Origin of the sequence: Pseudomonas sp. M30-35 (assembly GCF_002163625.1) — a bacterium.
In the GTDB taxonomy this organism is placed as follows: Bacteria; Pseudomonadota; Gammaproteobacteria; order Pseudomonadales; family Pseudomonadaceae; genus Aquipseudomonas.
The window spans coordinates 3,196,580-3,219,807 of record NZ_CP020892.1 but is presented as its reverse complement, the minus strand read 5'-3'; the positions used below and the strand labels follow the sequence as shown (position 1 = coordinate 3,219,807).

The window sequence follows — 23,228 nt, the reverse complement described above, 5'->3', positions numbered from 1 at the left end:
CACAGGTATGCAGGTTAAACGCTTTTTTGCTGCCGATATGCGTCAAGCCATGAAGCTGGTTCGTGAAGAGCTGGGCGCTGATGCGTCGATCATCGGTAACCGCCGCGTTGCCGGCGGAGTTGAGTTGACTGCTGCGTTGGATTACCAGATTCCAGCGGCCCCGGCACGCCAGCCAAATCCTGCATTGGAAGCCGAGCTGCGCAAAACCCAGTCAAAAATTGCTGAGGCCCATGCTGAGCTCACTTTGCGTGTTGAGCCTGAGGTGGCAAAAGACCTGCAATTGTTTACCGAGTTAGAACCGGTTGAAAGCCCGCTGGATATCGCCGTGCGTGCCTCATCCAAAGCAGCGGCTGCAGCGGTTGATCAAAGCACTATCGATGCAATGCGCTCTGAGCTTTCAGGGCTGCGTGAGTTGATTGAAGTCCAGCTCAGCTCGATTGCCTGGGGCCAAATGCAAAGCCGTCGTCCTCAGCAAGCCAATCTGTGGCGCCGTCTGCAGCGCATGGGCTTGCCAGCCGATGTCGCCCGGCCACTGCTGGAGCGGGTCAACGATATTGGTGAACCACGTCAAGCATGGCGCATGTTGCTGGCGCATTTGGCCCATGCTATTCAAGTGCCTAAGCAAGAGCCGCTTGAAGATGGCGGTGTCATCGCCTTGGTGGGTCCTGCCGGTATGGGCAAGACCACTACAATCGCCAAGCTCGCAGCTCGCTATGTACTCAAGTTTGGCGCACAGAATATTGCGCTGGTCAGCTTGGACAGCTATCGCATTGGTGCCCAGGAGCAGTTGAAAACCCTGGGCCGCATTCTCAATGTGCCTGTGACTTTGGTTGATCCAAGCCAGTCACTGACTCAGGTCATCACGCCGTTGATGCGCAAGCGTGTGGTTTTAATTGATACTGCAGGCCTGCCTGCCAATGATCCGGCGCTGCGTATGCAGCTAGAAGCCTTGGCAAGTCGATCGATTAATGCGAAAAACTATTTGGTTATGGCCGCAACCAGTCAAAGTCAGGTACTCAAATCGGCTTATCATAGCTACAAGCGCTGTGGGCTTATGGGTTGTATTCTGACTAAACTGGATGAAGCTGCGAGTATGGGTGAAGTTTTGGGCTTGGCGATTAGCCAGCGTTTGCCGGTTGCTTATGTGACCGATGGGCCGCGGATTCCGGATGATTTGCAGTTGCCGCGCAGCCATCAGTTGGTCAGCCGCGCAGTGGGTCTCCAAGCTCAGGAAGAGCCGAGTGAGGACACCATGGCTGACGTCTTTGCGGGCCTTCACCAACAACCGGCTAAACGGGCGAGCTGATGCAGTACCCCATGAATTTTTCCCCAGCTTGTATGCAAGCTGGGCGTGTTCATCTTAGCTGGCGCACAGTGGATAATGTGCACCTGGCTAACGCGAACAAGGAGCGTAATTAAATGGCTATGCATCCAGTTCAAGTAATAGCTGTTACTGGCGGTAAGGGAGGGGTTGGTAAAACCAACGTGTCCGTCAATCTAGCGATGGCTTTGGCGGAGCAGGGCCGACGCGTCATGTTGATGGACGCTGACTTGGGTCTTGCCAACATTGATGTACTGCTCGGGCTTACCCCAAAGCGCACGCTGGCAGATGTCATCAGTGGCGAATGCGACATGCGTGACGTGGTAATCCAGGGGCCATGCGGTATCCGTATTGTGCCAGCCGCTTCAGGCACGCAAAGCATGGTGCAATTAACACCGATGCAGCACGCTGGCCTGATTCAGGCGTTTAGCGATATCAGTGAAAATATCGACGTGCTGATTGTTGATACTGCCGCCGGGATCGGCGATTCAGTCGTCAGCTTCGTGCGCGCCGCCCAAGAGGTGCTGGTGGTGGTTTGTGATGAGCCAACCTCGATTACTGACGCCTATGCATTGATCAAGTTGCTTAATCGCGATTACGGTATGAACCGTTTCCGTGTGTTGGCCAATATGGCGCACACCCCGCAAGAAGGGCGAAATCTGTTCGCTAAACTGAGTAAGGTAACGGATCGGTTTCTCGACGTTGCCTTGCAGTACGTTGGCACCGTGCCTTATGACGAGTCGGTGCGCAAAGCAGTGCAGAAACAACGTGCGGTTTTTGAAGCCTTTCCACGATCAAAATGCTCCGCAGCGTTTCGAGCAATTGCCCAGAAGGTCTGCACCTGGCCATTACCCGCAAACCCACGCGGGCATCTGGAGTTTTTTGTCGAGCGCTTGGTGCAACAACCCGCTACTGACACGCCGGCATGACAACGGCGTCGGGACTTCGAATGTATAGCAAAACGCAAGGTAAAGACTTGCAACATCAGCTAATCGAACGTTATGCGCCACTGGTTAAGCGAATTGCCTACCACCTGTTGGCGCGCTTGCCAGCGAATGTTCAGGTCGATGATTTGATTCAAGCCGGAATGATCGGCTTGCTTGAAGCTTCAAAAAAGTACGACGGCTCAAAAGGCGCGAGTTTCGAGACCTTTGCCGGTATTCGCATCCGTGGCTCAATGCTGGATGAGGTGCGCAAGGGCGATTGGGCTCCGCGTTCTGTGCATCGCAATAGCCGCATGGTCAGTGATGCAATTCGATTAATTGAGGCAAAAACAGGTCGTGACGCTAAAGATCACGAAGTTGCTGCCGAACTCCAATTGAGTCTCGAAGATTACTACGGCATTCTTGGCGACACTTTGGGCAGCCGCTTATTCAGTTTTGACGACCTGCTTGAGGACGGTGAAAACAGCGGCCTGCATGAGGATGTCAGTAACAGTCAATCCGGGCCTTCACGTGAATTTGAGGAAGAACGCTTCCAGGCAGCGCTTGCGGATGCAATCGGCAACCTGCCAGAGCGTGAGCAACTGGTGATTTCGTTGTATTACGACGAAGAGCTCAACCTCAAGGAAATCGGTGAAGTGTTAGGGGTGAGTGAGTCTCGGGTTAGCCAGTTACATAGCCAATGCGCCGCTCGTTTGCGCGCGCGTTTAGGTGAGTGGCGAGCCAGATAAGTGTGTAGTCAGATACTGAAAACCTTGTATAGCGGGGCGCAGCTCTAGGGATTCCTAGGCGCCCAGCCAGGCCGGTTTCACGATTATAGGGTGCATTCAGGTTGCTGAATGCGCTGGGGAATGTACGGAGGTCGACTTGGACAAGAACATGAAGATCCTCATCGTTGATGACTTTTCAACGATGCGCCGCATTATCAAAAACCTCCTGCGTGACTTGGGGTTTACCAACACTGCTGAAGCCGATGACGGCACAACCGCATTGCCGATGCTGCAAAGCGGCAGTTTCGACTTTCTGGTGACCGACTGGAACATGCCTGGCATGACCGGTATTGATCTGTTGCGTGCAGTGCGTGCGGATGAACGTTTGAAACAGTTGCCGGTACTGATGGTGACCGCTGAAGCCAAACGTGACCAGATCATCGAGGCAGCTCAAGCCGGTGTGAATGGCTACGTGGTGAAGCCATTCACTGCTCAGGTGCTGAAAGAAAAGATAGAAAAAATCTTTGAGCGTGTAAACGGCTGATGTCTGCGGTGAGGTTGTTATGGAACACGATGATTCCCAAGCGGGTGAGTTTGAGTCGACGCTGAAAAGTAATGCTCGCCAATTGCTTGATAGCCTTGAGAGCGGCAACTTTGGCGATGCGGTTCAGGTCATCAATGAACTTAATAAAGTGCGCGACCGTGGTCTTTACCATGAAGTCGGCAAGCTGACTCGCGAGCTACACAGCGCAATCGTCAACTTCCAGCTTGATCCGCGTTTACCGCATGCAACTGAAGTTTCGCAAATTACCGACGCAACTGAACGCCTCAATTACGTGGTGACGATGACCGAAGATGCGGCCAATCGAACCATGGATCTGGTCGAGCAAAGTGCGCCGCTGGTTAACGATATTCGTACTGAAGCACAAAGCCTGAGTGCCGACTGGGGGCGTTTCATGCGCCGCGAGATGGGCGCTGAGGATTTCCGTGAGCTGGCCAAACGAGTTGAGTTGTTTCTGGCTAATAGCGAGCGTGACAGTGGCAAGCTGTCGGGTCATCTGAACGATATTTTGTTGGCTCAGGATTATCAGGACCTAACCGGTCAGGTGATCAAGCGTGTCACCCAACTGGTGACTGAAGTTGAGAGCAACTTGCTCAAATTGATGCTAATGGCCACCCAGGTTGACCGCTATGCGGGCATCGAACATGACCAAGAAGCATTGCGTGCAGAAAAACAACAAGAAAAAAATCCATCTCAGGGTGAAGGTCCGCAGATTCATGCCGATAAGCTTGATGACGTCGCATCTAGTCAAGATGACGTCGACGATCTGTTGTCCAGTTTGGGATTTTAGGAGCACGACCCTATGAGCTTCGGCGCCGATGAAGAAATTCTCCAGGACTTTCTGGTAGAGGCCGGCGAGATACTCGAACAATTATCCGAGCAGTTGGTTGAGCTTGAAAGCCGCCCGGATGATATGAATCTGCTCAATGCGATTTTTCGGGGATTTCACACAGTTAAAGGCGGTGCCGGGTTTCTCCAGCTTAATGAGCTGGTGGAGTGCTGCCATATTGCTGAAAACGTCTTCGATATATTGCGTAAAGGCGAACGTCGAGTCGATTCGGAGTTGATGGACGTTGTGCTCGAAGCGCTTGACGCGGTCAACGGCATGTTCAGTGAGGTGCGTGAAGGCGCCAAACCAACTGCTGCGACCCCTGAGTTACTCGCCGCATTGGCTCAGCTAGCCGAACCCACAGCTGCTGCTCCTGCTGCCACGGTTGCTAGTGCGCCGGCTGCTGCCGCACCGCCTGCCACAGGGATGCCTGCCACAGCATCGCCTACAGCAGGATCGCCTGGCGCAGGGTCGCCTGCCGACATTACCGACAGTGAATTTGAGCAGTTGCTTGATGCGCTTGACGGTACTCCGCCGCAGGTTGACACACCTGCGGCCAGTGATGAGATCACTGATGATGAGTTTGAGTCGCTGCTAGACCAGTTACACGGTAAAGGTCAGTTTGCTGTCGGCGAGGATGCAGCTGCGCCAGAAGCATCAGGTGCTGGGGCGCCTGCCACAGCATCGGCTGCCGCAGGAACGCCTGCCGCAGCTCACAGCGGTGATGAAATCACTGATGATGAATTTGAGGCGCTGCTCGATCAATTGCACGGCAAAGGTCAGTTCGTTGCTCCCGAAGTCGCTGCGCCTGCCGCCGCTGCAGACGTCGTTGCCCAGGTTTCTCCGCCAGCGGTTAGCGGTGACGAAATCAGTGACGACGAATTTGAAGCGCTACTCGATGAGCTTCACGGCAAGGGCAAATTTACTGAGCCTGCTGCCAAGGTTTCGGGGTCAGACGTGCAACCAGTCCAAGTAGCCGCTGCAGTCGCTAAAGCTGCGCCGGCGAAAGCCTCGACGCCTGCACCCGCACCTGAGAAAGCGGCTCAAGCCAGCGAGGCAGAAACTACGGTTCGGGTTGATACTGCGCGGCTTGACGAGATCATGAACATGGTCGGTGAGCTGGTACTGGTGCGTAACCGTTTGGTTCGTTTGGGTGTCAGCAGCAACGATGAAGCGATGGGCAAAGCGGTATCCAATCTTGATGTGGTCACGGCAGATTTGCAGACCGCGGTGATGAAAACCCGCATGCAGCCAATCAAGAAGGTTTTTGGCCGCTTCCCGCGCTTGGTTCGCGATCTTGCGCGTAACCTGAAAAAAGAGATCAGCCTGGAGTTGGTCGGTGAAGAAACCGACCTCGATAAGAACCTGGTTGAGGCGCTGTCCGATCCGCTGGTGCACTTGGTGCGCAATGCGGTTGACCACGGCATTGAGTCACCCGATGAGCGTGAAGCTGCGGGCAAGGCGCGTGGCGGTAAGGTGGTGTTGTCTGCCGAGCAAGAGGGTGATCATATTCTGTTGATGATCACTGACGACGGCAAGGGAATGGACGCCGATGTGCTGCGTGCCAAGGCTGTTGAAAAAGGCCTGCTGGAAAAAGACGCCGCAGATCGTCTCAACGAATTTGAATGCTATAACTTGATCTTCGCACCTGGCTTCTCGACTAAAACCGAGATATCCGACGTCTCCGGCCGTGGTGTCGGCATGGACGTGGTGAAGACCAAAATCTCTCAGTTGAACGGTACGGTTAACGTGTTCTCGGTTAAAGGCCAGGGCTCGAAGATCGTCATTAAAGTGCCGCTGACCTTGGCCATCATGCCGACGTTGATGGTCATGTTGGCGGATCAGGCTTTTGCCTTTCCGCTGGTCAATGTTAACGAGATCTTCCATCTCGACTTGTCGCGTACCAATGTCGTAGACGGGCAGGAAGTCGTGGTGGTACGTGAAAAGGCGTTGCCATTGTTCTACCTCAAGCGCTGGCTGGTTAAAGGCGCTGCGCATGAAGAACAGCGTGAGGGGCATGTGGTGATTCTGACGGTCGGCAGCCAGCGTATCGGCTTTGTGGTTGATCAGTTGGTGGGGCAGGAAGAGGTGGTGATCAAACCGCTTGGCAAGATGCTTCAAGGCACGCCTGGTATGTCGGGTGCGACCATCACGGGTGACGGGCGTATTGCGCTGATTCTCGATGTGCCGAGCATGCTCAAGCATTACGCACGCCGCATGTGACTGTCGCCTGCGCAGTTTCAAGCTGCGCAGTTAAGGAGCTCGAATGGTTGTAAAAGTATTGGTAGTAGATGACTCCGGTTTTTTCCGTCGTCGAGTCTCTGAAATCCTTTCTTCAGACCCGAATATTCAGGTAATCGGTACGGCAACCAATGGCCGTGAAGCGATTGATCAGGCGCAAAATCTTAAGCCTGATGTGATTACCATGGATTACGAAATGCCGATGATGGATGGCATCACGGCAGTGCGTAACATCATGCAGCGTTGCCCGACCCCGGTACTGATGTTTTCCTCACTGACCCATGAAGGCGCTCGCGTTACGCTGGATGCGCTGGATGCGGGTGCGGTTGATTTCCTGCCGAAGAACTTTGAGGATATTTCACGTAATCCGGACAAGGTTCGCCAGTTGCTCTGCGAGAAAGTCCACACGATTGCTCGCAGCAACAGGCGCAGTCTCAGTTCGGCGCCACCGGCTGCATCCACTCCCAGCGGAACGTCTACGCCCCCTGCAACACCCTTGCCCAGGCGAACTACAACGCCGTTAGCAACAACTGCACGAACGCCTGTAGAAACAGCAAAACCTGCAACCACGCATGCCGCGAGTCATGGCAGTACTCATGCTGCGAGCCATACCAGCAGCGCCGCGCCGAAGCATCGGGCCTATAAACTCGTAGCGATAGGCACATCAACTGGCGGTCCGGTGGCGTTACAGCGTGTGCTCAGTCAGTTGCCAGCAAATTTCCCTGCACCCATTGTGCTGATCCAGCACATGCCAGCGGCGTTCACCAAAGCCTTTGCCGAGCGCTTGGACAAGCTGTGCCGGATTAACGTTAAAGAAGCTGAGGACGGCGACTTGTTACGTCCGGGCCTGGCTTTGCTAGCGCCCGGCGGCAAGCAAATGATGATTGATGCCCGTGGTTCCGTGCGGATTCTACCGGGTGATGAGCGACTTAATTACAAGCCCTGTGTCGACATTACCTTCGGCTCGGCGGCGCGTACTTATCAGGACAAAGTGCTGGCGGTGGTACTCACCGGCATGGGCGCTGATGGTCGCGAAGGCGCGCGTCTGCTCAAGCAAAGTGGTAGCCAGGTGTGGGCGCAGGATGAAGCCAGTTGCGTGATCTATGGCATGCCCATGGCGGTGGTTAAAGCCAACCTGACAGATGCTGTCTACCCGCTGGATGACATCGGTCGGTATATCACCCAGGCGTGCATGTAATGGATGTATTGAGCCTGATCGGGATCATCCTGGCGTTTGTCGCTATTTTAGGTGGCAACTATCTTGAGGGCGGCCATGCAGCAGCGCTGCTTAATGGTCCCGCAGCGCTTATTGTGATTGGTGGCACTTTAGGTGCTGCGTTTTTGCAGGCTCCGATGAATGTTTTCAAGCGCTCGTTGGTGATCGTTCGTTGGATCATCTTCCCGCCACGAATCGATTTGGCTGGTGGTATTGATCGCGTAGTCAATTGGAGCCTGGTGGCCCGTAAAGAAGGCTTGCTCGGGCTTGAGTCAGTGGCTGATCTTGAGGCTGACCCCTATGCTCGCAAAGGCCTGCAGTTGCTGGTAGATGGTGCCGAACCTGAGTCGATTCGCAGTGTGCTTGAGGTTGACTTGTACACCAAAGAGAGTCAAGACATCCAGGCCGCCAAGGTATTTGAAAGCATGGGCGGTTATGCACCGACCATCGGCATCATCGGTGCGGTGATGGGCTTGATCCATGTGATGGGCAATTTGGCCGACCCCAGTATGTTGGGTAGCGGAATTGCCGTCGCGTTTGTTGCGACAATCTATGGCGTTGGCTTTGCCAATTTACTGTTGCTGCCAATCGGCAACAAGCTCAAAGCAGTTGCCCTGCGCCAGACGCGTTATCGCGAGATGATCCTCGAAGGTATATTGTCGATTGCCGAAGGTGAGAATCCGCGCTCCATTGAACTGAAACTGCAAGGTTTCATGGATTAGTGGAGTGAGACATGGCCCGTCGTCGTCATCAGGAAGAGCATGAAAACCATGAGCGCTGGCTAGTCTCGTACGCCGACTTCATCACCCTGTTGTTCGCTTTTTTTGTGGTGATGTATTCGATCTCATCGATCAATGAAGGCAAGTACAAGATACTTTCGGAAACCCTGACCGGCGTGTTCAATCAGCCGGATCGCTCAATCAAGCCAATTCCCGTAGGCGAGGAGCGGCCAAGAACCACTGAGCCTGATCGCTCGATGGTTGATGAGGAGCAAACGCAAGCACCAGAAGACTCTTTGAAAAACATCTCTGACAGCATTACTGCAGCATTTGGCGAGCTGATTGCCAGTGACCAGTTGAAGGTGAGCGGCAATGAGTTGTGGATTGAAATTGAGCTGAGTTCGAGCCTGCTATTTTCCAGTGGCGATGCGTTACCACGTGATGCCGCCTTCGATATTGTCGAGAAGGTTGCCAAGATTTTGGCACCCTACGGCAACCCGGTTCACGTCGAAGGTTTCACCGACAACCAACCGATCCGTACCGCGCAATTTCCGAGTAATTGGGAGCTGTCCGCAGCGCGGGCTGCAAGTGTGGTGCGGATGCTCGCGATTGATGGGGTCAACCCATCGCGTATGGCTTCTGTGGGGTATGGCGAGTTTCAGCCAGTGGCCGATAACACCACCAGCGAAGGCCGGGCGCGAAACCGTCGGGTGGTTTTGGTAATCTCGCGTAACCTTGATGTGCGCCGCAGCATTAATGGCGTTGGCAGTGCTCGGGCGCAGCCCGACAGTGTGCTGCGAAACGCTGGCACGCAACCTGCACCATCAGCCGTAGTTCAGACGCCGCAATCCGGCGCCGTCAAATCACCGTCGCCGAACTGATCAGGCGACATTAGATCCAGCTCAGGTAATTCCTGCAGCGGGCGGAAGAGCAGAATGAGAGTTTGGGCAGTAGCCAATCAAAAAGGTGGGGTCGGTAAGACCACCACATCCATCGCACTGGCAGGTCTTTTGGCTGATGCCGGTAAGCGTGTGATTGTGGTCGATCTCGACCCTCACGGCTCAATGACAAGCTATTTCGGCCACGACCCGGATAGTCTCGCGCACAGCTCGTATGATTTGTTTTTGCATCAAGGCGTGGTGCCCGCTGGCTTGCCTAAACAGTTACTCTTGCCGACCAGTCATGAGCAAATTGCCTTGCTGCCATCAAGCACCGCACTGGCCACGCTGGAACGCCAGTCGCCGGGGAAGAGTGGTTTAGGTCTGGTCATCTCGAAGGCGCTGACCCAGCTCTGGGGCGACTATGACTACGCAATCATCGACAGTCCGCCCTTGCTCGGCGTGTTGATGGTCAATGCCTTGGCCGCCAGCCAGCAGTTAGTGATCCCGGTGCAAACAGAGTTTCTCGCGGTTAAAGGCCTGGAGCGCATGGTCAGCACGCTGGCGATGATCAACCGGTCACGTAAACAGGCGCTGCCGTATACCATTGTGCCGACCTTGTTTGATCGGCGTACCCAGGCGTCGATGTCGACCTTGCGCTTGCTGCGCAATAGCTACCCGGATAATTTGTGGCAAGCCTATATCCCTGTCGATACGCGTCTGCGTGATGCCAGCCGGGCAGGGCAGACGCCTTCTCAGTTCGACTCGAAAAGCCGTGGAACCTTGGCTTACCGTGCCCTGCTTAAGCATTTGCTGGCGCATCAGTTGTCTGCGCAGGTGGCTTGATATGTCGCCATTTTTTGCAAACTGCCGCTCAAGTCTGACTGGACTGCTGCCGATAAAGGCTACAGATTCTTTCTGCGGATATTCACTATGACCGGTCCTGCCACCACTACACGTCCACAACTGGCGCTGCAGTCCTATTTGGACAGCTTGCTTCAGGACGCGTCGCTGGAGTTGGCGAGCAGCGTCAGTCTGGATGAGTTCGAAGCTGCCGTTCGTGAAGAGCAACAGCGTGACGCCACCCCGGCGCCACAGCCGCTGCTGACGTTGGCGCCTGAGCCGCAGCCGGTGGCGGAAACTGTTATTGAAACTCCAACTGTGCAGCCTGAGCCTTTAGCGCCAGTTGCACTGCTTGAGTTGCCAGAAGCATTGGCCCCAGAACCGCCGGTATCGATTGTCGAGCCTATTGTTGACCTGAACAGTCCATCGTCCAGTGCACCGTTTGTACCTACGCTGGCTGAAGATGGGCGTCCGCAGTGGGCTCAGGAGCCCTTCGAATGCCTGCTGTTCGATGTCGCGGGCTTAACCCTGGCAGTGCCGCTGGTGTGTCTTGGCTCTATTTATCCACTCGAAGGCCATGATCTGACGCCACTGTTTGGTCAGCCGGACTGGTTTTTGGGTATTTTGCCTTGTCAGGCTGGCAACCTTAAGGTGCTCGACACAGCACGCTGGGTCATGCCAGATCGTTATCGCGATGACTTCCGCCAAGGCCTGCAATTTGTCATTTCGGTTCAGGGTTACGAGTGGGGGCTGGCCGTGCATCAGGTTAGCCGCTCGATTCGTCTCGAACCGAATGAAGTTAAATGGCGCAGCCAACGCTCGCAGCGGCCATGGTTGGCAGGCACGGTGATTGAACATATGTGTGCCTTGCTCGACGTCTCGGCTTTGGCTGAATTGATTACCAGTGGCGGGGCTAAACGCCTTGCCGATGGGCACGTTCACTAACTTATTTTTAAGCGGGCAATGACTCGCAATCGATTATCCAAGAGGCTAGGAATATGAATAAAAACTCTGCTCAAGGTGCTGAGGATCCAATCCTGCAATGGGTCACATTCCGCCTGGATAACGAAAGTTACGGCATTAACGTGATGCAGGTGCAGGAAGTGCTGCGTTATTCGGAGATCGCTCCGGTCCCAGGTGCGCCAAGCTACGTCTTAGGTATTATTAACCTGCGTGGCAACGTGGTAACGGTGATCGACACCCGTCAACGCTTTGGCTTGGCTCCCGCAGATATTACCGATAACACCCGCGTGGTGATTATCGAGGCAGACAAGCAAGTTGTCGGTATTCTGGTCGACAGTGTTGCTGAAGTTGTTTACCTGCGTCAGTCTGAGGTCGAGACGGCGCCCAATGTGGGTAATGATGAGTCCGCCAAGTTCATTCAGGGCGTGTGCAACAAGAATGGCGAGTTGCTGATTCTGGTTGAGTTGGACAAGATGATGACTGAAGAAGAGTGGTCGGATCTGGAGTCAATTTGAATGATGCTTGAAGCTGCACTGGTGGTATTGGCCCTGATCAGCGTAGCGCTGATTGGCGCCTGCGTGTGGCTGCATTCTCAGCTCAAGAGCACAGTTGCCCTGCAGGTCGAACGCGATGCCGCGCGTGATGTGCGGATCAAAGAGCTGAGCAAACGCTTGGACACCTACCTCACCGGCAGTATTCGCATGGGTGAGGAATTACATGAGCTGCGCCAAACAGTGGCGCCGCTGCCAGACAAAGTTAGCCAAATGGAACAGCGCGACCCGGCTAACTTGTCCTTCACTCAAGCCGCCCGCCTGGTCGGTCTGGGTGCCAGTGTTGATGATCTCACGCAGTCGTGCGGCCTGAGCAAAGCTGAGGCCGAACTGGTCAGCAAGTTGCACCAGGCTAAACCGAATCAGGTTTAACCTTCCCTCATACCGTCATAAGCCTTTGCTTGAACCACGCTTTATAGCGTCGCAAGTTCTTAAGGTGATGTATTGCCAGGTAAAACGTTCCTAGCCTTGGTCCTGAGCTACCTAAGCTTTTAGTATCTGAGGGCAACGGGAATCTGTGATGGCTAGATTACTGACGGTATTGCTGCTTTTTGGCTTGAGCAGTCCTGTTGTCGCCCAGCAAGTGCCAGAAGACGTTTCGGGCGCGAAGACGGTTGATGTCCTGCAAGCGCGAATCCTCTATGAGCAAGGCGCAATTTTTGTTGATGTGCGCCCTCAGCGTGAGTGGTCGTGGGGGCATGTGCGCGGCGCATCTGGATGTCGACAAGGGGTTTTCTGACTTGGCGACAGCCAGGATCTCACGCGACACACTCTTGGTTGTTTATTGCGACAGTGATTTAAGCCCGCGCAGTGCTGAAGCTGTGCGCAAGGCAGTTAACTGGGGCTACACGCAGGTGTACTTTTTCCGCAGTGGTTACTTTGCATGGCAGTTGCTCGACTTCCCGCTGGATAAGGGTGCGAGTGATGAATCACCGCTTTACGCGTTGTCAGGCGGGTTAAGACGCGCGACCGATTAAACCTCATGCAGTGAATCCGACTGGCCTGCGTTAAAGCCTGCGGGGCATTTGCCTTTGAGGTGCCAGGCGAAGGCTATGATTTCGGCAATGCAACGGTACAATTCCTCAGGAATGCTGTCGCCAAGCTCCATGCGCGCGAGTAGGCGGACTAATTCGGCGTTCTCATAAATGGGCACCTCGTACTCACGGGCTATGGCTAAAATTGCCTCGGCTAATTCATCGTCACCTTTGGCGCTGAGTGTCGGTGCTTGTTGGCCGTCATAGCTTAGAGCGATGGCTTGGCGGGGCGTGCTTGGTTTAGTCATGCGGTTTCGTCTACCCAGCGTTGTTGCAAAGCAGTTTTCGGGCCCTGCGGTGGCGTGCCTTGTGCGCAGGACAGATCACTGACCTGCAGCCCTGCATCAACCAGGCGCTGACGTAAATTCACCAGCTCACTGTCGATCAACTTCGCGGTGCTCGGCTGTTCGGCCCAGAGAGTGCTCGACAGGCATCCGCGTGCCAGTTGTGTTTGTACTTGTACTGGGCCTAGCGGTTCCAGGTCGAAGGCCAGGTCAATCCGCCAAAGCATATCCTTTTGCTCTTGGGCGGCAGATTTCTGTGGCTCATCACGCTGGATTTTTAACTGCACCGGTACCAGCTCTTGCTGGTTGCGCATCGGTAGTTCCAGCTGCCAGGTGGTGAGAATATTGCCATCTGGCCCCACCTGGCTCTGCGCCAAACTGGACAGTTGATGGGTTTGTAAACGAGACACCGCAGCAGCAGCAAGCTTGAGCAGGGTTTCAAGGTCGCCATCTTCACTGAGTGCTTGCAAGAGTCTGGTTGGCAACGGAAAGTTGAGCGCCTGCTGTTTGCTACTGTTTTGATTGATATTACCCAGCAGGTTACGCGCCAAGGCCGGCAGTGACTGGGCCATAATCGCGCCGGCCGCAGCCCCGGGCACTGCACCTTGAGTCGGTAGATTGAGTTGCAACTGGCTTATCAGCTTGAGCAGGTTGGCTTTGAGATCCGTTGGCAGGGCGCCGGTTTGGGGGCTAAGCAGTTTGCTTTCGAGAAATGCACCGCTGTTTTCCAGTGCCTTGCTCAGTCCTTTGGCGTCACTGAGCTGCTGACCATCAGGCAAGGCGCCGATTAATTTATCGATGCTGGTGCGTACCCCGCTGGGAATATCAGCCCGCTCGCTCATGCCCTGCAAAGACTTGAATAACCCCTGCAACGACCCTTGGCTGTTGTGTTGGCTTTGCAATTGTTGATTAAGCACAAGCTGATCAAGGCGCCCGCTCAACGGAAGCAGGTTGAGCGATTGGTTACCCATTACCTGCGCGCTAAGTAGGCTGCCCGGTTTTAGGGACAGGGGCGTTTCGATTGCCAGCTTGCTACCTGCCAACGAGGTGTTGAGAAGGCTGACCAATACTTTGTATATCGCATGCTGGGCTTTGCTCTGGGCTATTTGCTCGGAGCTGAGCACTTTGCCCTGGATCAGCGTGCCGGCCGGTATCTGATTGAGATCAAGGCGTTTAAGCGGCTTGTCGCCACCTGCTAGCAGGGCCACCAGCAGCTTGCTGTCTGTTAATCCGGTAACCGTCAGGGCAGTGCCTTGGGCGATGGGACGATTACTGCTTGCCTCAAGCGTCGTCTGACGGCCATTTCCCATGGTTAGCTTGAGCATTAGCTGAAAGCTTTGAGCGACTTGTTTGAGGCTGATGACCTCGGCTGTGGCGCTTTCACCTTTGGCCAGTAGGCCTTCAAGTGGCTGTAGTAGCTTTACAGCCATGTCGCTAGCCACCGAGCTTGGGCGGTTACTCGCCGGTATGGCAGGTAATGGTCGGTTGCTGCTTATTTCGCTCATGATACGAGTTACACCCTGTCGAAAAGCCAACTGCGAGGAGTTAAGCGAGGCATGTATAATGCCGCCGCTAGACTGGAACCTCTGCCAAAGTACTGCCTTGAGTATTGCTTGGTTAAAAACTGCTCCCAGCCCTCAGGATGAACGTATGAGTAGTATGGCAGCCATTACTGTGGCAGCCATCGCTGTTGCTCCGAAGGGTGAGCGATGCGAATGAAATGCTCATTTAGGCACTTTTTCGCATCTTGTATGCCTTGCATTCCCGTAGCTCGCTACCTTTGTAAAGGCTTCTTAGGCCCGCATGCTTGACTATATAGCGGCTGGAATGCTGCCACCTTGAATCATTTATTAGGTAAAAATGCTGTGATCAGCCCAATTCTTGAAGCCAAGTCGCTCGCCTGTGAGCGCGATTGGCGCATGCTTTTTGAGCATCTTGAACTGTCTCTGGTTCCCGGCGAATTACTCCAGGTTGCGGGTCCAAACGGTAGTGGAAAAACCAGTTTGCTGCGACTTTTAGCCGGGCTGATGCAACCCACTGCAGGTGAAGTTCATCTGTATGGCTGTGCATTGGACAAACAGCGCGCCGAGCTTACGGGTAAATTACTCTGGATTGGCCACGCTGCCGGCATCAAGGGCTTACTCACGCCAGAAGAAAATCTCACCTGGCTCTGTGCGCTGCACCAGCCGGTCGAACGCGCACAGATCTTACAGGCGCTGGATGCTGTCGGGCTGCGCGGCTATGAAGATGTGCCTTGTCATACCTTGTCTGCTGGCCAGCAGCGCCGTGTCGGTTTGGCCCGTTTGTATTTGCCGGGCCCCGAGCTATGGATTCTTGATGAACCCTTTACCGCACTTGATCTCGCCGCCGTCGCCCAGCTTGAGGCGCACTTGGCTGCGCATTGCGAGAAGGGCGGGCTTGTGGTCATGACTACGCACCACACTTTGTCGCTTAAGCCACAGGGCTATCGTGTGCTTGAGTTAGGGTTGGGTAGCGTATGAGAAACGTATTTACCCTGTTGGTGGCACGTGAAGCCCGCTTGCTGTTTCGCCGCCCGGCTGAGCTGGCGAATCCGCTGGTTTTCTTCGCCATTGTGATTGCCTTGTTCCCCTTGGCCGTCGGGCCCGAAGCTCAATTGTTGCAAACCCTTTCACCGGGACTGGTGTGGGTAGCGGCCTTATTGGCAGTGCTGCTCTCGCTGGACGGGCTTTTCCGCAGTGATTTTGAAGATGGCTCACTTGAACAGTGGGTCCTTTCGTCGCACCCCTTGGCTCTTCTGGTTTTGGCCAAGGTGCTGGCACACTGGGCATTCTCGGGCTTAGCACTGGTCATTTTGTCTCCAGTGTTGGCGCTTATGTTAGGTCTGCCGAGTCACTGCATACCCGTGTTACTGATTTCACTGTTGCTTGGCACCCCGGTGTTGAGCTTGCTGGGTGCGGTCGGGGCAGCATTGACGGTTGGCCTCAAGCGCGGTGGCTTGCTGCTGGCATTATTGATTTTGCCTTTGTATATCCCGGTGCTGATTCTTGGCAGCGGTGCGTTACAGGCCAGCTTGCAGGGTTTGCCAGCAGTAGGGCACTTGTTATGGATGGCGTGTTTGACTGCGTTGGCGGTTACGTTCAGCCCGTTTGCCATTGCCGCGGGTCTGCGCATAAGCGTGGCTGAGTAGACGTTGTAACTATAAAGATAAGTTGCCACCGTGCTGAGCATGCAGTGGCTGACTGAAGAACTGATGAGTAACCTGATGAACTGGACATGGTTTCACAAACTGGGTTCGCCCAAATGGTTTTATGAGATCAGTGGTCGCTGGCTACCGTGGCTGATCGCTGCTGCAGCGGTATTACTGGTCACGGGTCTGGTTTGGGGGTTGGTATTCGCCCCGCCTGAGCGCTATCAAGGTGATAGCTACCGAATTATCTACATTCACGTGCCTGCGGCATTTCTCGCCCAAGCCTGTTATCTGACCATGGCGCTTGCTGGTGCGGTTGGCTTGATCTGGAAGATGAAGATCGCCGACGTCGCCTTGCAACAAGCCGCGCCGGTGGGGGCTTGGCTGTGCTTTATCGCGCTGGTAACCGGTGCTATCTGGGGTAAGCCGACGTGGGGTACGTATTGGGTGTGGGATGCACGCTTGACGTCGATGCTGATCCTGCTGTTTCTGTATTTTGGCGTGATAGCGCTGAGCCAAGCTATTAGCAACCGTGACAGCGCAGCCAAAGCTTGTGCGGTACTGGCGTTGGTCGGTGCGGTGAATATCCCGATTATCCAGAAGTCGGTTGAGTGGTGGAGTACCTTGCACCAGCCAGCAACCTTCAAAATTACCGGTAAAGCCAGCATGAGCGCCGAAATGTGGATGCCGCTGCTGCTGTCGGTACTGGGTTTCTACTGCCTGTTTATCGTGCTGGTGCTGGTGCGGATGCGCATCGAGGTACTCAAGCGTGAGTCGCGCAGCGCATGGGCTAAAGCTGAAGTTAGCCGGCTGCTGGAGGTGCGCTCATGAGCTTCGCATCATTCAGTGACTTCATCGTCATGGGTGGCCACGGTGCCTATGTGTGGTCTGCTTACGGCATCACGTTTGCGGTACTTGCCCTCAACATTGCCCTGCCAATTCTCGCCAAACGGCGCTATCTGCAAAACGAGGCGCGTCGGTTGCGCCGGGAGAACAAATCGTGAACGCGGTTCGTAAAAAACGCCTGTATATCATCCTCGCACTGGTCGCTGGAGTGGCGATTGCAGTGGGTCTGGCGCTGTCAGCTTTGAAGGAAAATATCAATCTGTTCTATACGCCGACGCAGATCGCCAATGGCGAGGCGCCGCAGGATGCACGAATTCGTGCGGGCGGCATGGTCACGGAAGGTTCGCTCAAGCGCTCAGCAGATTCGTTGGAAGTCGAGTTTTTAGTCACCGATTTTGCCAAGAGCGTACCCATTCGTTATCGCGGCATCCTTCCGGACTTATTTCGTGAAGGGCAGGGCATCGTTGCGCTTGGCAAGCTCAATGCCGATGGTGTGTTGATCGCCGACCAAGTTCTGGCCAAGCATGATGAGAAATACATGCCGCCTGAAGTCACTAAAGCGCTTGAAGAAAGCGGCAAGCTGAAACCTGAAGGCAAGGAGGGGGGCGCATGAGTGCCATGTTGATGGTGCCAGAGCTCGGCCATTTGGCGATGATTCTGGCGTTGTGTATGGCCATTGTGCAGGCCACGTTGCCAATGATTGGGGCATGGCGTGGTGATCATCAATGGATGAGCCTGGCGCAACCCGCAGCCTGGGGCCAGTTTGCGTTTCTGCTGTTTTCATTCGCCTGCTTGACCTACGCCTTTATGGTCGACGACTTCTCGGTGCGTTACGTCGCCAGCAACTCCAACAGCGCTTTGCCTTGGTACTACAAGTTCAGCGCTGTTTGGGGCGCGCATGAAGGCTCACTGTTGCTTTGGGCGTTGATTCTGGGCGGTTGGACCTTTGCTGTTTCGATCTTCTCGCGGCAACTGCCGGAAGAGATGTTGGCGCGTGTGCTTGGCGTGATGGGCATTATCAGCGTTGGCTTCCTGCTGTTCCTGATCGTTACCTCAAACCCGTTCGCCCGCTTGCTGCCAAATATGCCAACTGACGGTCGCGACCTTAATCCGTTGTTGCAAGACTTTGGTTTGATCATCCACCCGCCAATGCTCTATATGGGTTATGTCGGCTTTTCCGTAGCATTCTCTTTCGCCATTGCGGCGCTGCTGGGCGGCAAGCTGGATGCTGCTTGGGCACGTTGGTCGCGGCCTTGGACCATTATTGCCTGGGCTTTTCTCGGTGTAGGTATCGCACTGGGTTCATGGTGGGCCTACTACGAGCTTGGCTGGGGTGGCTGGTGGTTCTGGGACCCGGTAGAAAACGCTTCGTTTATGCCGTGGTTGGTTGGCACCGCGTTAATCCACTCGCTGGCGGTCACTGAGAAACGTGGCGTGTTCAAGAGCTGGACGGTGTTGTTGGCTATTGCCGCATTCTCCCTGAGCTTGCTCGGCACCTTTCTGGTCCGTTCCGGTGTGCTTACGTCAGTACACGCCTTCGCCAGCGACCCGGAGCGTGGTGTATTCATTCTGGCGTTCTTGCTGTTGGTGGTTGGTGGCTCGCTGACACTGTTTGCGATGCGTGCGCCGGTGGTTAAAAGCCAGGTTGGCTTCGCGCTGTGGTCGCGTGAGACTTTGCTGCTGGCGAATAACCTGATTCTGGTAGTTGCTGCATCCATGATCCTGCTCGGTACTTTGTATCCTCTGGTGCTGGATGCGTTGACTGGGGCCAAGTTGTCAGTCGGTCCACCGTACTTCAACGCGCTGTTTGTGCCGTTAATGGGCCTGCTGATGGCGGTTATCGCTATTGGTGTGCTGGTGCGCTGGAAAAACACCCCAGTCAAATGGCTGCTGAGCATGCTGCTGCCGGTGCTGCTCGGCAGCGTGACGCTTGGCGTTATTGCCGCTTTTGCTTTCGGTGACTTCAACTGGGGCGTCATGGCTGTGTGCATGTTGGCCGCTTGGGTGGTGTTGGCCGGTGTGCGTGACATTTTTGATAAAACCCGCAACAAGGGTTTGTTCAAAGGTATGCGCGACCTGACCCGCAGCTATTGGGGGATGCAGTTGGCACACTTTGGCATGGCTGTGTGTGCCTTGGGTGTAGTCCTTACCAGCGTTGGCAACCTTGAGCGTGATATGCGCATGGCGCCGGGCGACCAGGTTGAAGTGGGGGCCTATCAGTTTGTCTTTGAAGGCTCGAAGCATCGTGAAGGGCCTAACTTCAGCGCCGACCGCGGCACTATGCGCGTGCTGGAAGACGGTCAGCAAATCGCTGTATTGCACCCGGAAAAACGTTTCTACACGGTGCAGCAGTCGATGATGACCGAGGCGGCGATTGATGCCGGCTTCACCCGCGACGTGTTCGTGGCCTTGGGTGAGCCGCTGGAAGATGGTGCTTGGGCTGTGCGGGTACACATCAAGCCATTCGTGCGCTGGATTTGGCTGGGCGCGCTGCTGATGGGCCTGGGTGGTCTGCTGGCTGCGATGGATAAGCGCTACCGGGTGAAAGTGCGCACGCGAGTGCGTGATGCACTGAATATGGCGGGAGCAACGGCATGAAGCGACTGATTCTGCTGTTACCCTTGGCGCTGTTTCTGGCGATGGCAGTGGTTCTGTATCGGGGCATGTTTCTCGACCCATCGGAGCTGCCTTCGGCGTTGATCGACAAGCCGTTCCCCGCATTTTCACTGCCGTCGGTGGAAGACGGTAAAACCATCACCCTTGCCGATATAAAGGGCAAGCCCGCTCTGGTTAATGTCTGGGCAACCTGGTGCATTTCGTGTCGGGTCGAGCACCCGGTGCTGAATAAAATTGCCAAGTTGGGCGTGAATATCTACGGCATCAACTACAAAGATGACAATGCTGACGCGCAAAAGTGGCTTAAAGAGTTTCACGATCCATATCAGCTCAATATCAGTGATGCCAAAGGCTCGCTGGGGGTTGATCTGGGGGTGTATGGCGCGCCGGAAACGTTCCTGGTCGATAAAGACGGCATCATTCGCCACAAGTTCGTTGGGGTGATTGATGACAATGTCTGGCGCGATAAGCTCGCGCCGCTTTATCAGGCCATGGTCGACGAGGCCAAGCCATGATCGGATTACGTCGAACTTTCGCAGTGCTGTTGCTAGGTTTGACCCTGATCGGTGTTGCCCATGCAGCCATCGATACCTACGAGTTTAAAACCGAGGCCGAGCGCCAGCGGTATCGCACTCTGACCGAGGAGTTGCGTTGCCCTAAGTGTCAGAACCAGAACATTGCCGATTCTGACGCGCCGATTGCGTTGGATCTGCGCGCCGAGATCTATAAGCAGATCGAAGGCGGGCAGAGCGATCAGCAGATCATTGATTATCTGGTCGCCCGTTACGGCAATTTCGTTTTGTACAACCCGCCGGTAACTGTGCGCACCCTTGTGTTGTGGTACGGCCCTGCTGGCCTGCTAATTGGTGGTTTCATTCTGCTGGGAGTGATTGTGCTGCGTAAGCGTCGACAAAAGAACGAACGCTACGAAGGCCTCTCAAGCAACGAGCAGCAACGTCTGGCTGCCTTACTAAATCAAGCGCCTGTGGATAAGAAAGACTGATGATTGAATTTTGGCTATGTGCTGGCCTGTTGATATTGGCTGCCTTGGGGTTTCTGCTGATTCCTGTCGTGCGCGCTCGTAAATTTCAGGCCGAAGAAGACCGTACTGCGTTGAACGTGACGCTTTACCAAGAGCGAATCAAGGAGCTGGAAACGCAGCTTGCTGCCGGTGTACTGACCGCCGAGCAAATGCGCGATGGCCGCGATGAAGCCTCCCGTGAGTTGTTGTCCGATACTGAGACGAGCAAGGGCAAAACCCGTGTGTTGGGAAGCAAGGTGCCATTGACTATGGCGCTGTTGATGCCTCTGCTTGGCTATGGCATGTATATGCACTGGGGCGCGATTGATCAGGTCGAGCAAACCCTCGCCTTTGCCGACCAGCCGCAAACCATCGAAGCCATGACCGAACGCCTTGAGACGGCGGTCAAGGAAAATCCTGACTCAGCTGAGGCCTGGTTTTTCCTGGGTCGTACTTATATGGCCCAGGAGCGTGCTGCTGAGGCTGCGAAGGCCTTCGAGAAAGCGGTTGATCTGGCTGGGCGAGATCCTGCTTTGCTCGGTCAGTGGGCGCAGGCGATCTATTTTGCTGGAGACAAACAATGGTCACCGCAGCTGCAAAGCCTGACCGACGAAGCCTTGCAGGCGGACCCCGAAGAGGTGACCAGCCTTGGCTTGCTAGGTATTGCCGCTTTCGAGCAAGGTCGTTTCCAGGATGCTGTCGATTCGTGGGAGAAACTGGTCGCTGTATTGCCTGAGAACGATCCATCGCGCCAGGCTATTCAGGGCGGTATCGAACGTGCGCGTAGCGAGCTTGATCCTGACGCTGCAGCGGCCAGTTCTGTAGCTCCAGCCCCAGACACCGCTGCTGCAAGTACTGATCATAAGCTTAAGGTCAAGGTCGGGTTGGCCGCAGCACTGAAAGATAAAGTGCAGCCGAGCGATAGCGTCTTCATCTTTGCTCGCGCGGTGTCTGGTCCGCCAATGCCGCTGGCGGTTAAACGTGTCACGGTGGCTGATCTACCGGTCGAAGTTAGCCTGTCAGACGCTGATGCAATGATGCCGCAGTTGAAAATCTCTGGCTTTGACCAGGTGCAACTCGTTGCGCGTATCTCGCGCAGTGGCAATGCCACGCAAGGCGAATGGGTTGCGCAACCAAAAGCAGTTGCCAGCAATAGTGATGACGTGCAGCAACTGACGATCGACAGTGCCGAGGGCAACGCACAATGAGAAATGGGTTGTGTTGTACCGCGCTAGCAGCACTGCTGCTGGTGTCTGGTTGCTCCACTCACGGCCCCGGCACGCAAGTTAGCGACTTACCCGTGAAGCCGTCGCACCCACGTTATGCACCGCCTCCCGGCGCGCAAAGCCATTGGGTGCCAGCGTTGGGCGTGTATTCGGTTGATGGAGCTCGCGACCTGTATTACCGCGAGCGCACCTTCTATCGTTGGAGCAACGGCTGGAGTTGGGGGTTAAATGCCAATGGGCCTTGGCAGGCAGCCGATAGCAGCGAAGTACCACCGGGCCTGTTCCGACATTATGCCAAGTAGTTGCGTGGGTTAAGAACGAGTAGCTGGCGACGTACAAACAAGTTAAAACAAAAAAGCCTGATTCGCTGCGGATCAGGCTTTTTTGTTGGTGCTTCCCATCAAGCCGACTGACCTGTGCTTTAGGTTTTGTACCGCCACAAAAAAACGCCCAGCTTGAGCCGGGCGTTTTCAGTTTCGCAGGGTTAACGCTATTCGTTAATCTGCAGTTTTCGCGCTTCGGTGTAGAAGTAGCGGATTTTCTCGTATTCGAACGGTGAGTTGAGCTGGCCGTAACGGAAGTTAACCGTAGAGCGTGTATCAATGGCCCATAGCGTACTGACTTCGAACTGCGGCGATTCAAAGCTGAACGCGAAGAAGTCGAGGAAGTCGAGGGTTGCCAAGCCTTCAAAGTCGACAACCAGTCCGGTGCCATCGCGCAGGGTCGAAGGGCCAAGAATGGGTACCATCAAGTAAGGGCCGGCAGGCACTCCGTAGAAACCCAGTGTTTGACCGAAGTCTTCACGCTGCTTGGGGATACCCATTTTGGTTGCCGGGTCCCAAACGCCAAGTACACCAATGGTGGTGTTGAGCAGCAGGCGCGCAGTGATGTCCATCGAGCGCTTAACCTTGAATTGCAGCATGCTGTTAGCAAGGTTGGTGATATCTCCAATGTTGGCGAAAAAATTGCTGACACCACTTTCCACAAAGTCAGGGGTGATCCAGCGATAACCATCGACTACCGGAATAAATACCCACTCATCAAAGCGGTAGTTGAAGTGGTAGATGCGCCGGTTCATTCCTTCCCAAGGGTCGTACACATCGAGCGCCTGGAAACTCGACTGTTCAAACACGTGCTGATCTAGCCCTGGATTGAACTCGAGACTCTCTAGAGGGTTTTTGAAGCCGTCGTCACCAATATGCTGCGTTGTTTCGGCCTTGGCGAAGTTTGCACTGAGCAACAGGGCGAGCAGGAGGAT

General features: G+C 54.9%; 26 protein-coding genes and 1 pseudogene. 24 read left to right on the top strand and 3 right to left on the bottom strand.

The genetic code is table 11. The features are described 5' to 3' along the window. Nucleotides 1-7: 7 nt before the first annotated feature. The 14 genes and pseudogenes from flhF to B9K09_RS14770 all read left to right on the top strand — a co-directional run bounded on the left by flhF (nt 8) and on the right by B9K09_RS14770 (nt 12,751). A complete protein-coding gene (flhF, locus tag B9K09_RS14835; protein WP_087519122.1) occupies nt 8-1,306 on the top strand; it encodes a flagellar biosynthesis protein FlhF in 1,299 nt (432 codons plus the stop codon). A 113-nt stretch (nt 1,307-1,419) separates the two neighbouring features. Next, nucleotides 1,420-2,250, top strand: coding sequence for a flagellar synthesis regulator FleN (gene fleN / locus B9K09_RS14830; protein ID WP_177408670.1), 831 nt, complete (start codon nt 1,420-1,422; stop codon nt 2,248-2,250). After that, nucleotides 2,247-2,993 carry an RNA polymerase sigma factor FliA gene (gene fliA / locus B9K09_RS14825; protein WP_087517536.1) on the top strand — a complete coding sequence of 249 codons (747 nt, stop codon included), beginning with the start codon at nt 2,247-2,249 and terminating at the stop codon, nt 2,991-2,993. Before fleN ends, fliA begins: the two co-directional genes overlap by 4 nt. A gap of 148 nt (nt 2,994-3,141) precedes the next feature. Continuing rightward, entirely contained in the window at nt 3,142-3,516 is a 375-nt protein-coding gene (locus tag B9K09_RS14820) for a chemotaxis response regulator CheY (RefSeq protein ID WP_177345177.1), read from the top strand. 19 nt (nt 3,517-3,535) lie between these two features. Continuing rightward, a complete protein-coding gene (locus B9K09_RS14815; RefSeq protein ID WP_087517535.1) occupies nt 3,536-4,324 on the top strand; it encodes a protein phosphatase CheZ in 789 nt (262 codons plus the stop codon). Between the two features lie 12 nt (nt 4,325-4,336). Further along, on the top strand, nt 4,337-6,586 hold the full coding sequence (locus B9K09_RS14810) for a chemotaxis protein CheA (RefSeq protein ID WP_087517534.1): 2,250 nt from the start codon (nt 4,337-4,339) through the stop codon (nt 6,584-6,586). Nucleotides 6,587-6,629: 43 nt separating this feature from the next. After that, nucleotides 6,630-7,802, top strand: coding sequence for a chemotaxis response regulator protein-glutamate methylesterase (gene cheB, locus B9K09_RS14805; protein ID WP_087517533.1), 1,173 nt, complete (start codon nt 6,630-6,632; stop codon nt 7,800-7,802). Continuing rightward, a complete protein-coding gene (locus B9K09_RS14800; protein WP_087517532.1) occupies nt 7,802-8,542 on the top strand; it encodes a flagellar motor protein in 741 nt (246 codons plus the stop codon). The genes cheB and B9K09_RS14800 overlap by 1 nt, the downstream gene beginning before the upstream one ends. 11 nt (nt 8,543-8,553) lie before the next feature. Next, the gene (gene motD / locus B9K09_RS14795; RefSeq protein WP_087517531.1) at nt 8,554-9,420 is read left to right on the top strand and encodes a flagellar motor protein MotD; all 867 of its coding nucleotides are present in this window, start codon (nt 8,554-8,556) and stop codon (nt 9,418-9,420) included. A gap of 54 nt (nt 9,421-9,474) precedes the next feature. Then, complete coding sequence (locus B9K09_RS14790) at nt 9,475-10,263, top strand: ParA family protein (RefSeq protein WP_087517530.1); 789 nt, start codon at nt 9,475-9,477, stop codon at nt 10,261-10,263. Between the two features lie 87 nt (nt 10,264-10,350). Next, nucleotides 10,351-11,205, top strand: a complete 855-nt coding sequence (locus tag B9K09_RS14785; protein WP_087517529.1) for a CheW domain-containing protein — start codon at nt 10,351-10,353, stop codon at nt 11,203-11,205. Between the two features lie 53 nt (nt 11,206-11,258). Further along, nucleotides 11,259-11,738 carry a chemotaxis protein CheW gene (locus B9K09_RS14780; protein ID WP_087517528.1) on the top strand — a complete coding sequence of 160 codons (480 nt, stop codon included), beginning with the start codon at nt 11,259-11,261 and terminating at the stop codon, nt 11,736-11,738. 3 nt (nt 11,739-11,741) lie between these two features. Next, nucleotides 11,742-12,146, top strand: a complete 405-nt coding sequence (locus B9K09_RS14775; protein ID WP_087519120.1) for a DUF2802 domain-containing protein — start codon at nt 11,742-11,744, stop codon at nt 12,144-12,146. Nucleotides 12,147-12,294: 148 nt separating this feature from the next. Continuing rightward, nucleotides 12,295-12,751, top strand: a pseudogene (locus B9K09_RS14770) (rhodanese-like domain-containing protein). Here the strand turns inward: B9K09_RS14770 and B9K09_RS14765 are convergent. Beyond that, entirely contained in the window at nt 12,748-13,056 is a 309-nt protein-coding gene (locus B9K09_RS14765; RefSeq protein WP_087517527.1) for an EscU/YscU/HrcU family type III secretion system export apparatus switch protein, read from the bottom strand. The pseudogene B9K09_RS14770 and the gene B9K09_RS14765 sit on opposite strands and share 4 nt — an antisense overlap. Then, the gene (locus B9K09_RS14760; RefSeq protein ID WP_087517526.1) at nt 13,053-14,597 is read right to left on the bottom strand and encodes a flagellar hook-length control protein FliK; all 1,545 of its coding nucleotides are present in this window, start codon (nt 14,595-14,597) and stop codon (nt 13,053-13,055) included. The genes B9K09_RS14765 and B9K09_RS14760 overlap by 4 nt, the downstream gene beginning before the upstream one ends. A 360-nt stretch (nt 14,598-14,957) precedes the next feature. On the opposite strand from B9K09_RS14760, the gene ccmA reads away from it, so the two are divergent. From ccmA to B9K09_RS14710, 10 genes are all read left to right on the top strand, one after another. Then, entirely contained in the window at nt 14,958-15,593 is a 636-nt protein-coding gene (gene ccmA, locus B9K09_RS14755; RefSeq protein ID WP_087519119.1) for a cytochrome c biogenesis heme-transporting ATPase CcmA, read from the top strand. Next, nucleotides 15,590-16,261 carry a heme exporter protein CcmB gene (gene ccmB / locus B9K09_RS14750; RefSeq protein ID WP_087517525.1) on the top strand — a complete coding sequence of 224 codons (672 nt, stop codon included), beginning with the start codon at nt 15,590-15,592 and terminating at the stop codon, nt 16,259-16,261. The genes ccmA and ccmB overlap by 4 nt, the downstream gene beginning before the upstream one ends. A gap of 72 nt (nt 16,262-16,333) precedes the next feature. Then, on the top strand, nt 16,334-17,092 hold the full coding sequence (locus B9K09_RS14745; RefSeq protein WP_087519118.1) for a heme ABC transporter permease: 759 nt from the start codon (nt 16,334-16,336) through the stop codon (nt 17,090-17,092). Next, nucleotides 17,089-17,265 (top strand): heme exporter protein CcmD, encoded by a 177-nt coding sequence (ccmD, locus tag B9K09_RS14740; protein ID WP_087517524.1) that lies wholly within the window; start codon nt 17,089-17,091, stop codon nt 17,263-17,265. The genes B9K09_RS14745 and ccmD overlap by 4 nt, the downstream gene beginning before the upstream one ends. Next, nucleotides 17,262-17,720, top strand: coding sequence for a cytochrome c maturation protein CcmE (ccmE, locus tag B9K09_RS14735; protein ID WP_087517523.1), 459 nt, complete (start codon nt 17,262-17,264; stop codon nt 17,718-17,720). The genes ccmD and ccmE overlap by 4 nt, the downstream gene beginning before the upstream one ends. 11 nt (nt 17,721-17,731) lie before the next feature. Further along, nucleotides 17,732-19,705: a heme lyase CcmF/NrfE family subunit gene (locus tag B9K09_RS14730; protein WP_087519117.1), complete on the top strand. Its 1,974-nt coding sequence runs from the start codon at nt 17,732-17,734 to the stop codon at nt 19,703-19,705. Further along, on the top strand, nt 19,702-20,238 hold the full coding sequence (locus B9K09_RS14725; RefSeq protein ID WP_087517522.1) for a DsbE family thiol:disulfide interchange protein: 537 nt from the start codon (nt 19,702-19,704) through the stop codon (nt 20,236-20,238). The genes B9K09_RS14730 and B9K09_RS14725 overlap by 4 nt, the downstream gene beginning before the upstream one ends. Continuing rightward, nucleotides 20,235-20,726 carry a cytochrome c-type biogenesis protein gene (locus tag B9K09_RS14720; protein WP_087517521.1) on the top strand — a complete coding sequence of 164 codons (492 nt, stop codon included), beginning with the start codon at nt 20,235-20,237 and terminating at the stop codon, nt 20,724-20,726. The genes B9K09_RS14725 and B9K09_RS14720 overlap by 4 nt, the downstream gene beginning before the upstream one ends. Then, complete coding sequence (ccmI, locus tag B9K09_RS14715; protein ID WP_087517520.1) at nt 20,726-21,952, top strand: c-type cytochrome biogenesis protein CcmI; 1,227 nt, start codon at nt 20,726-20,728, stop codon at nt 21,950-21,952. The genes B9K09_RS14720 and ccmI overlap by 1 nt, the downstream gene beginning before the upstream one ends. Beyond that, nucleotides 21,949-22,272 carry a hypothetical protein gene (locus tag B9K09_RS14710; RefSeq protein ID WP_157699361.1) on the top strand — a complete coding sequence of 108 codons (324 nt, stop codon included), beginning with the start codon at nt 21,949-21,951 and terminating at the stop codon, nt 22,270-22,272. The genes ccmI and B9K09_RS14710 overlap by 4 nt, the downstream gene beginning before the upstream one ends. Nucleotides 22,273-22,460: 188 nt before the next feature. Here B9K09_RS14710 and B9K09_RS14705 read toward each other — a convergent pair whose 3' ends face one another. Further along, nucleotides 22,461-23,222 carry a VacJ family lipoprotein gene (locus tag B9K09_RS14705; protein WP_371917464.1) on the bottom strand — a complete coding sequence of 254 codons (762 nt, stop codon included), beginning with the start codon at nt 23,220-23,222 and terminating at the stop codon, nt 22,461-22,463. Nucleotides 23,223-23,228 lie beyond the last annotated feature (6 nt).

Coding starts and splice junctions, on each gene's coding strand:
- B9K09_RS14725 (WP_087517522.1), top strand. CDS start 19,702: ATGAAGCGACTGATTCTGCTGTTACCCTTGGCGCTGTTTCTGGCGATG.
- ccmB (WP_087517525.1), top strand. CDS start 15,590: ATGAGAAACGTATTTACCCTGTTGGTGGCACGTGAAGCCCGCTTGCTG.
- B9K09_RS14815 (WP_087517535.1), top strand. CDS start 3,536: ATGGAACACGATGATTCCCAAGCGGGTGAGTTTGAGTCGACGCTGAAA.
- flhF (WP_087519122.1), top strand. CDS start 8: ATGCAGGTTAAACGCTTTTTTGCTGCCGATATGCGTCAAGCCATGAAG.
- fleN (WP_177408670.1), top strand. CDS start 1,420: ATGGCTATGCATCCAGTTCAAGTAATAGCTGTTACTGGCGGTAAGGGA.
- B9K09_RS14720 (WP_087517521.1), top strand. CDS start 20,235: ATGATCGGATTACGTCGAACTTTCGCAGTGCTGTTGCTAGGTTTGACC.
- B9K09_RS14820 (WP_177345177.1), top strand. CDS start 3,142: ATGAAGATCCTCATCGTTGATGACTTTTCAACGATGCGCCGCATTATC.
- B9K09_RS14800 (WP_087517532.1), top strand. CDS start 7,802: ATGGATGTATTGAGCCTGATCGGGATCATCCTGGCGTTTGTCGCTATT.
- B9K09_RS14730 (WP_087519117.1), top strand. CDS start 17,732: ATGGTGCCAGAGCTCGGCCATTTGGCGATGATTCTGGCGTTGTGTATG.
- B9K09_RS14765 (WP_087517527.1), bottom strand. CDS start 13,056: ATGACTAAACCAAGCACGCCCCGCCAAGCCATCGCTCTAAGCTATGAC.
- ccmI (WP_087517520.1), top strand. CDS start 20,726: ATGATTGAATTTTGGCTATGTGCTGGCCTGTTGATATTGGCTGCCTTG.
- B9K09_RS14790 (WP_087517530.1), top strand. CDS start 9,475: ATGAGAGTTTGGGCAGTAGCCAATCAAAAAGGTGGGGTCGGTAAGACC.
- B9K09_RS14780 (WP_087517528.1), top strand. CDS start 11,259: ATGAATAAAAACTCTGCTCAAGGTGCTGAGGATCCAATCCTGCAATGG.
- fliA (WP_087517536.1), top strand. CDS start 2,247: ATGACAACGGCGTCGGGACTTCGAATGTATAGCAAAACGCAAGGTAAA.
- B9K09_RS14785 (WP_087517529.1), top strand. CDS start 10,351: ATGACCGGTCCTGCCACCACTACACGTCCACAACTGGCGCTGCAGTCC.
- B9K09_RS14810 (WP_087517534.1), top strand. CDS start 4,337: ATGAGCTTCGGCGCCGATGAAGAAATTCTCCAGGACTTTCTGGTAGAG.
- motD (WP_087517531.1), top strand. CDS start 8,554: ATGGCCCGTCGTCGTCATCAGGAAGAGCATGAAAACCATGAGCGCTGG.
- B9K09_RS14710 (WP_157699361.1), top strand. CDS start 21,949: ATGAGAAATGGGTTGTGTTGTACCGCGCTAGCAGCACTGCTGCTGGTG.
- B9K09_RS14775 (WP_087519120.1), top strand. CDS start 11,742: ATGCTTGAAGCTGCACTGGTGGTATTGGCCCTGATCAGCGTAGCGCTG.
- cheB (WP_087517533.1), top strand. CDS start 6,630: ATGGTTGTAAAAGTATTGGTAGTAGATGACTCCGGTTTTTTCCGTCGT.
- ccmD (WP_087517524.1), top strand. CDS start 17,089: ATGAGCTTCGCATCATTCAGTGACTTCATCGTCATGGGTGGCCACGGT.
- B9K09_RS14760 (WP_087517526.1), bottom strand. CDS start 14,597: ATGAGCGAAATAAGCAGCAACCGACCATTACCTGCCATACCGGCGAGT.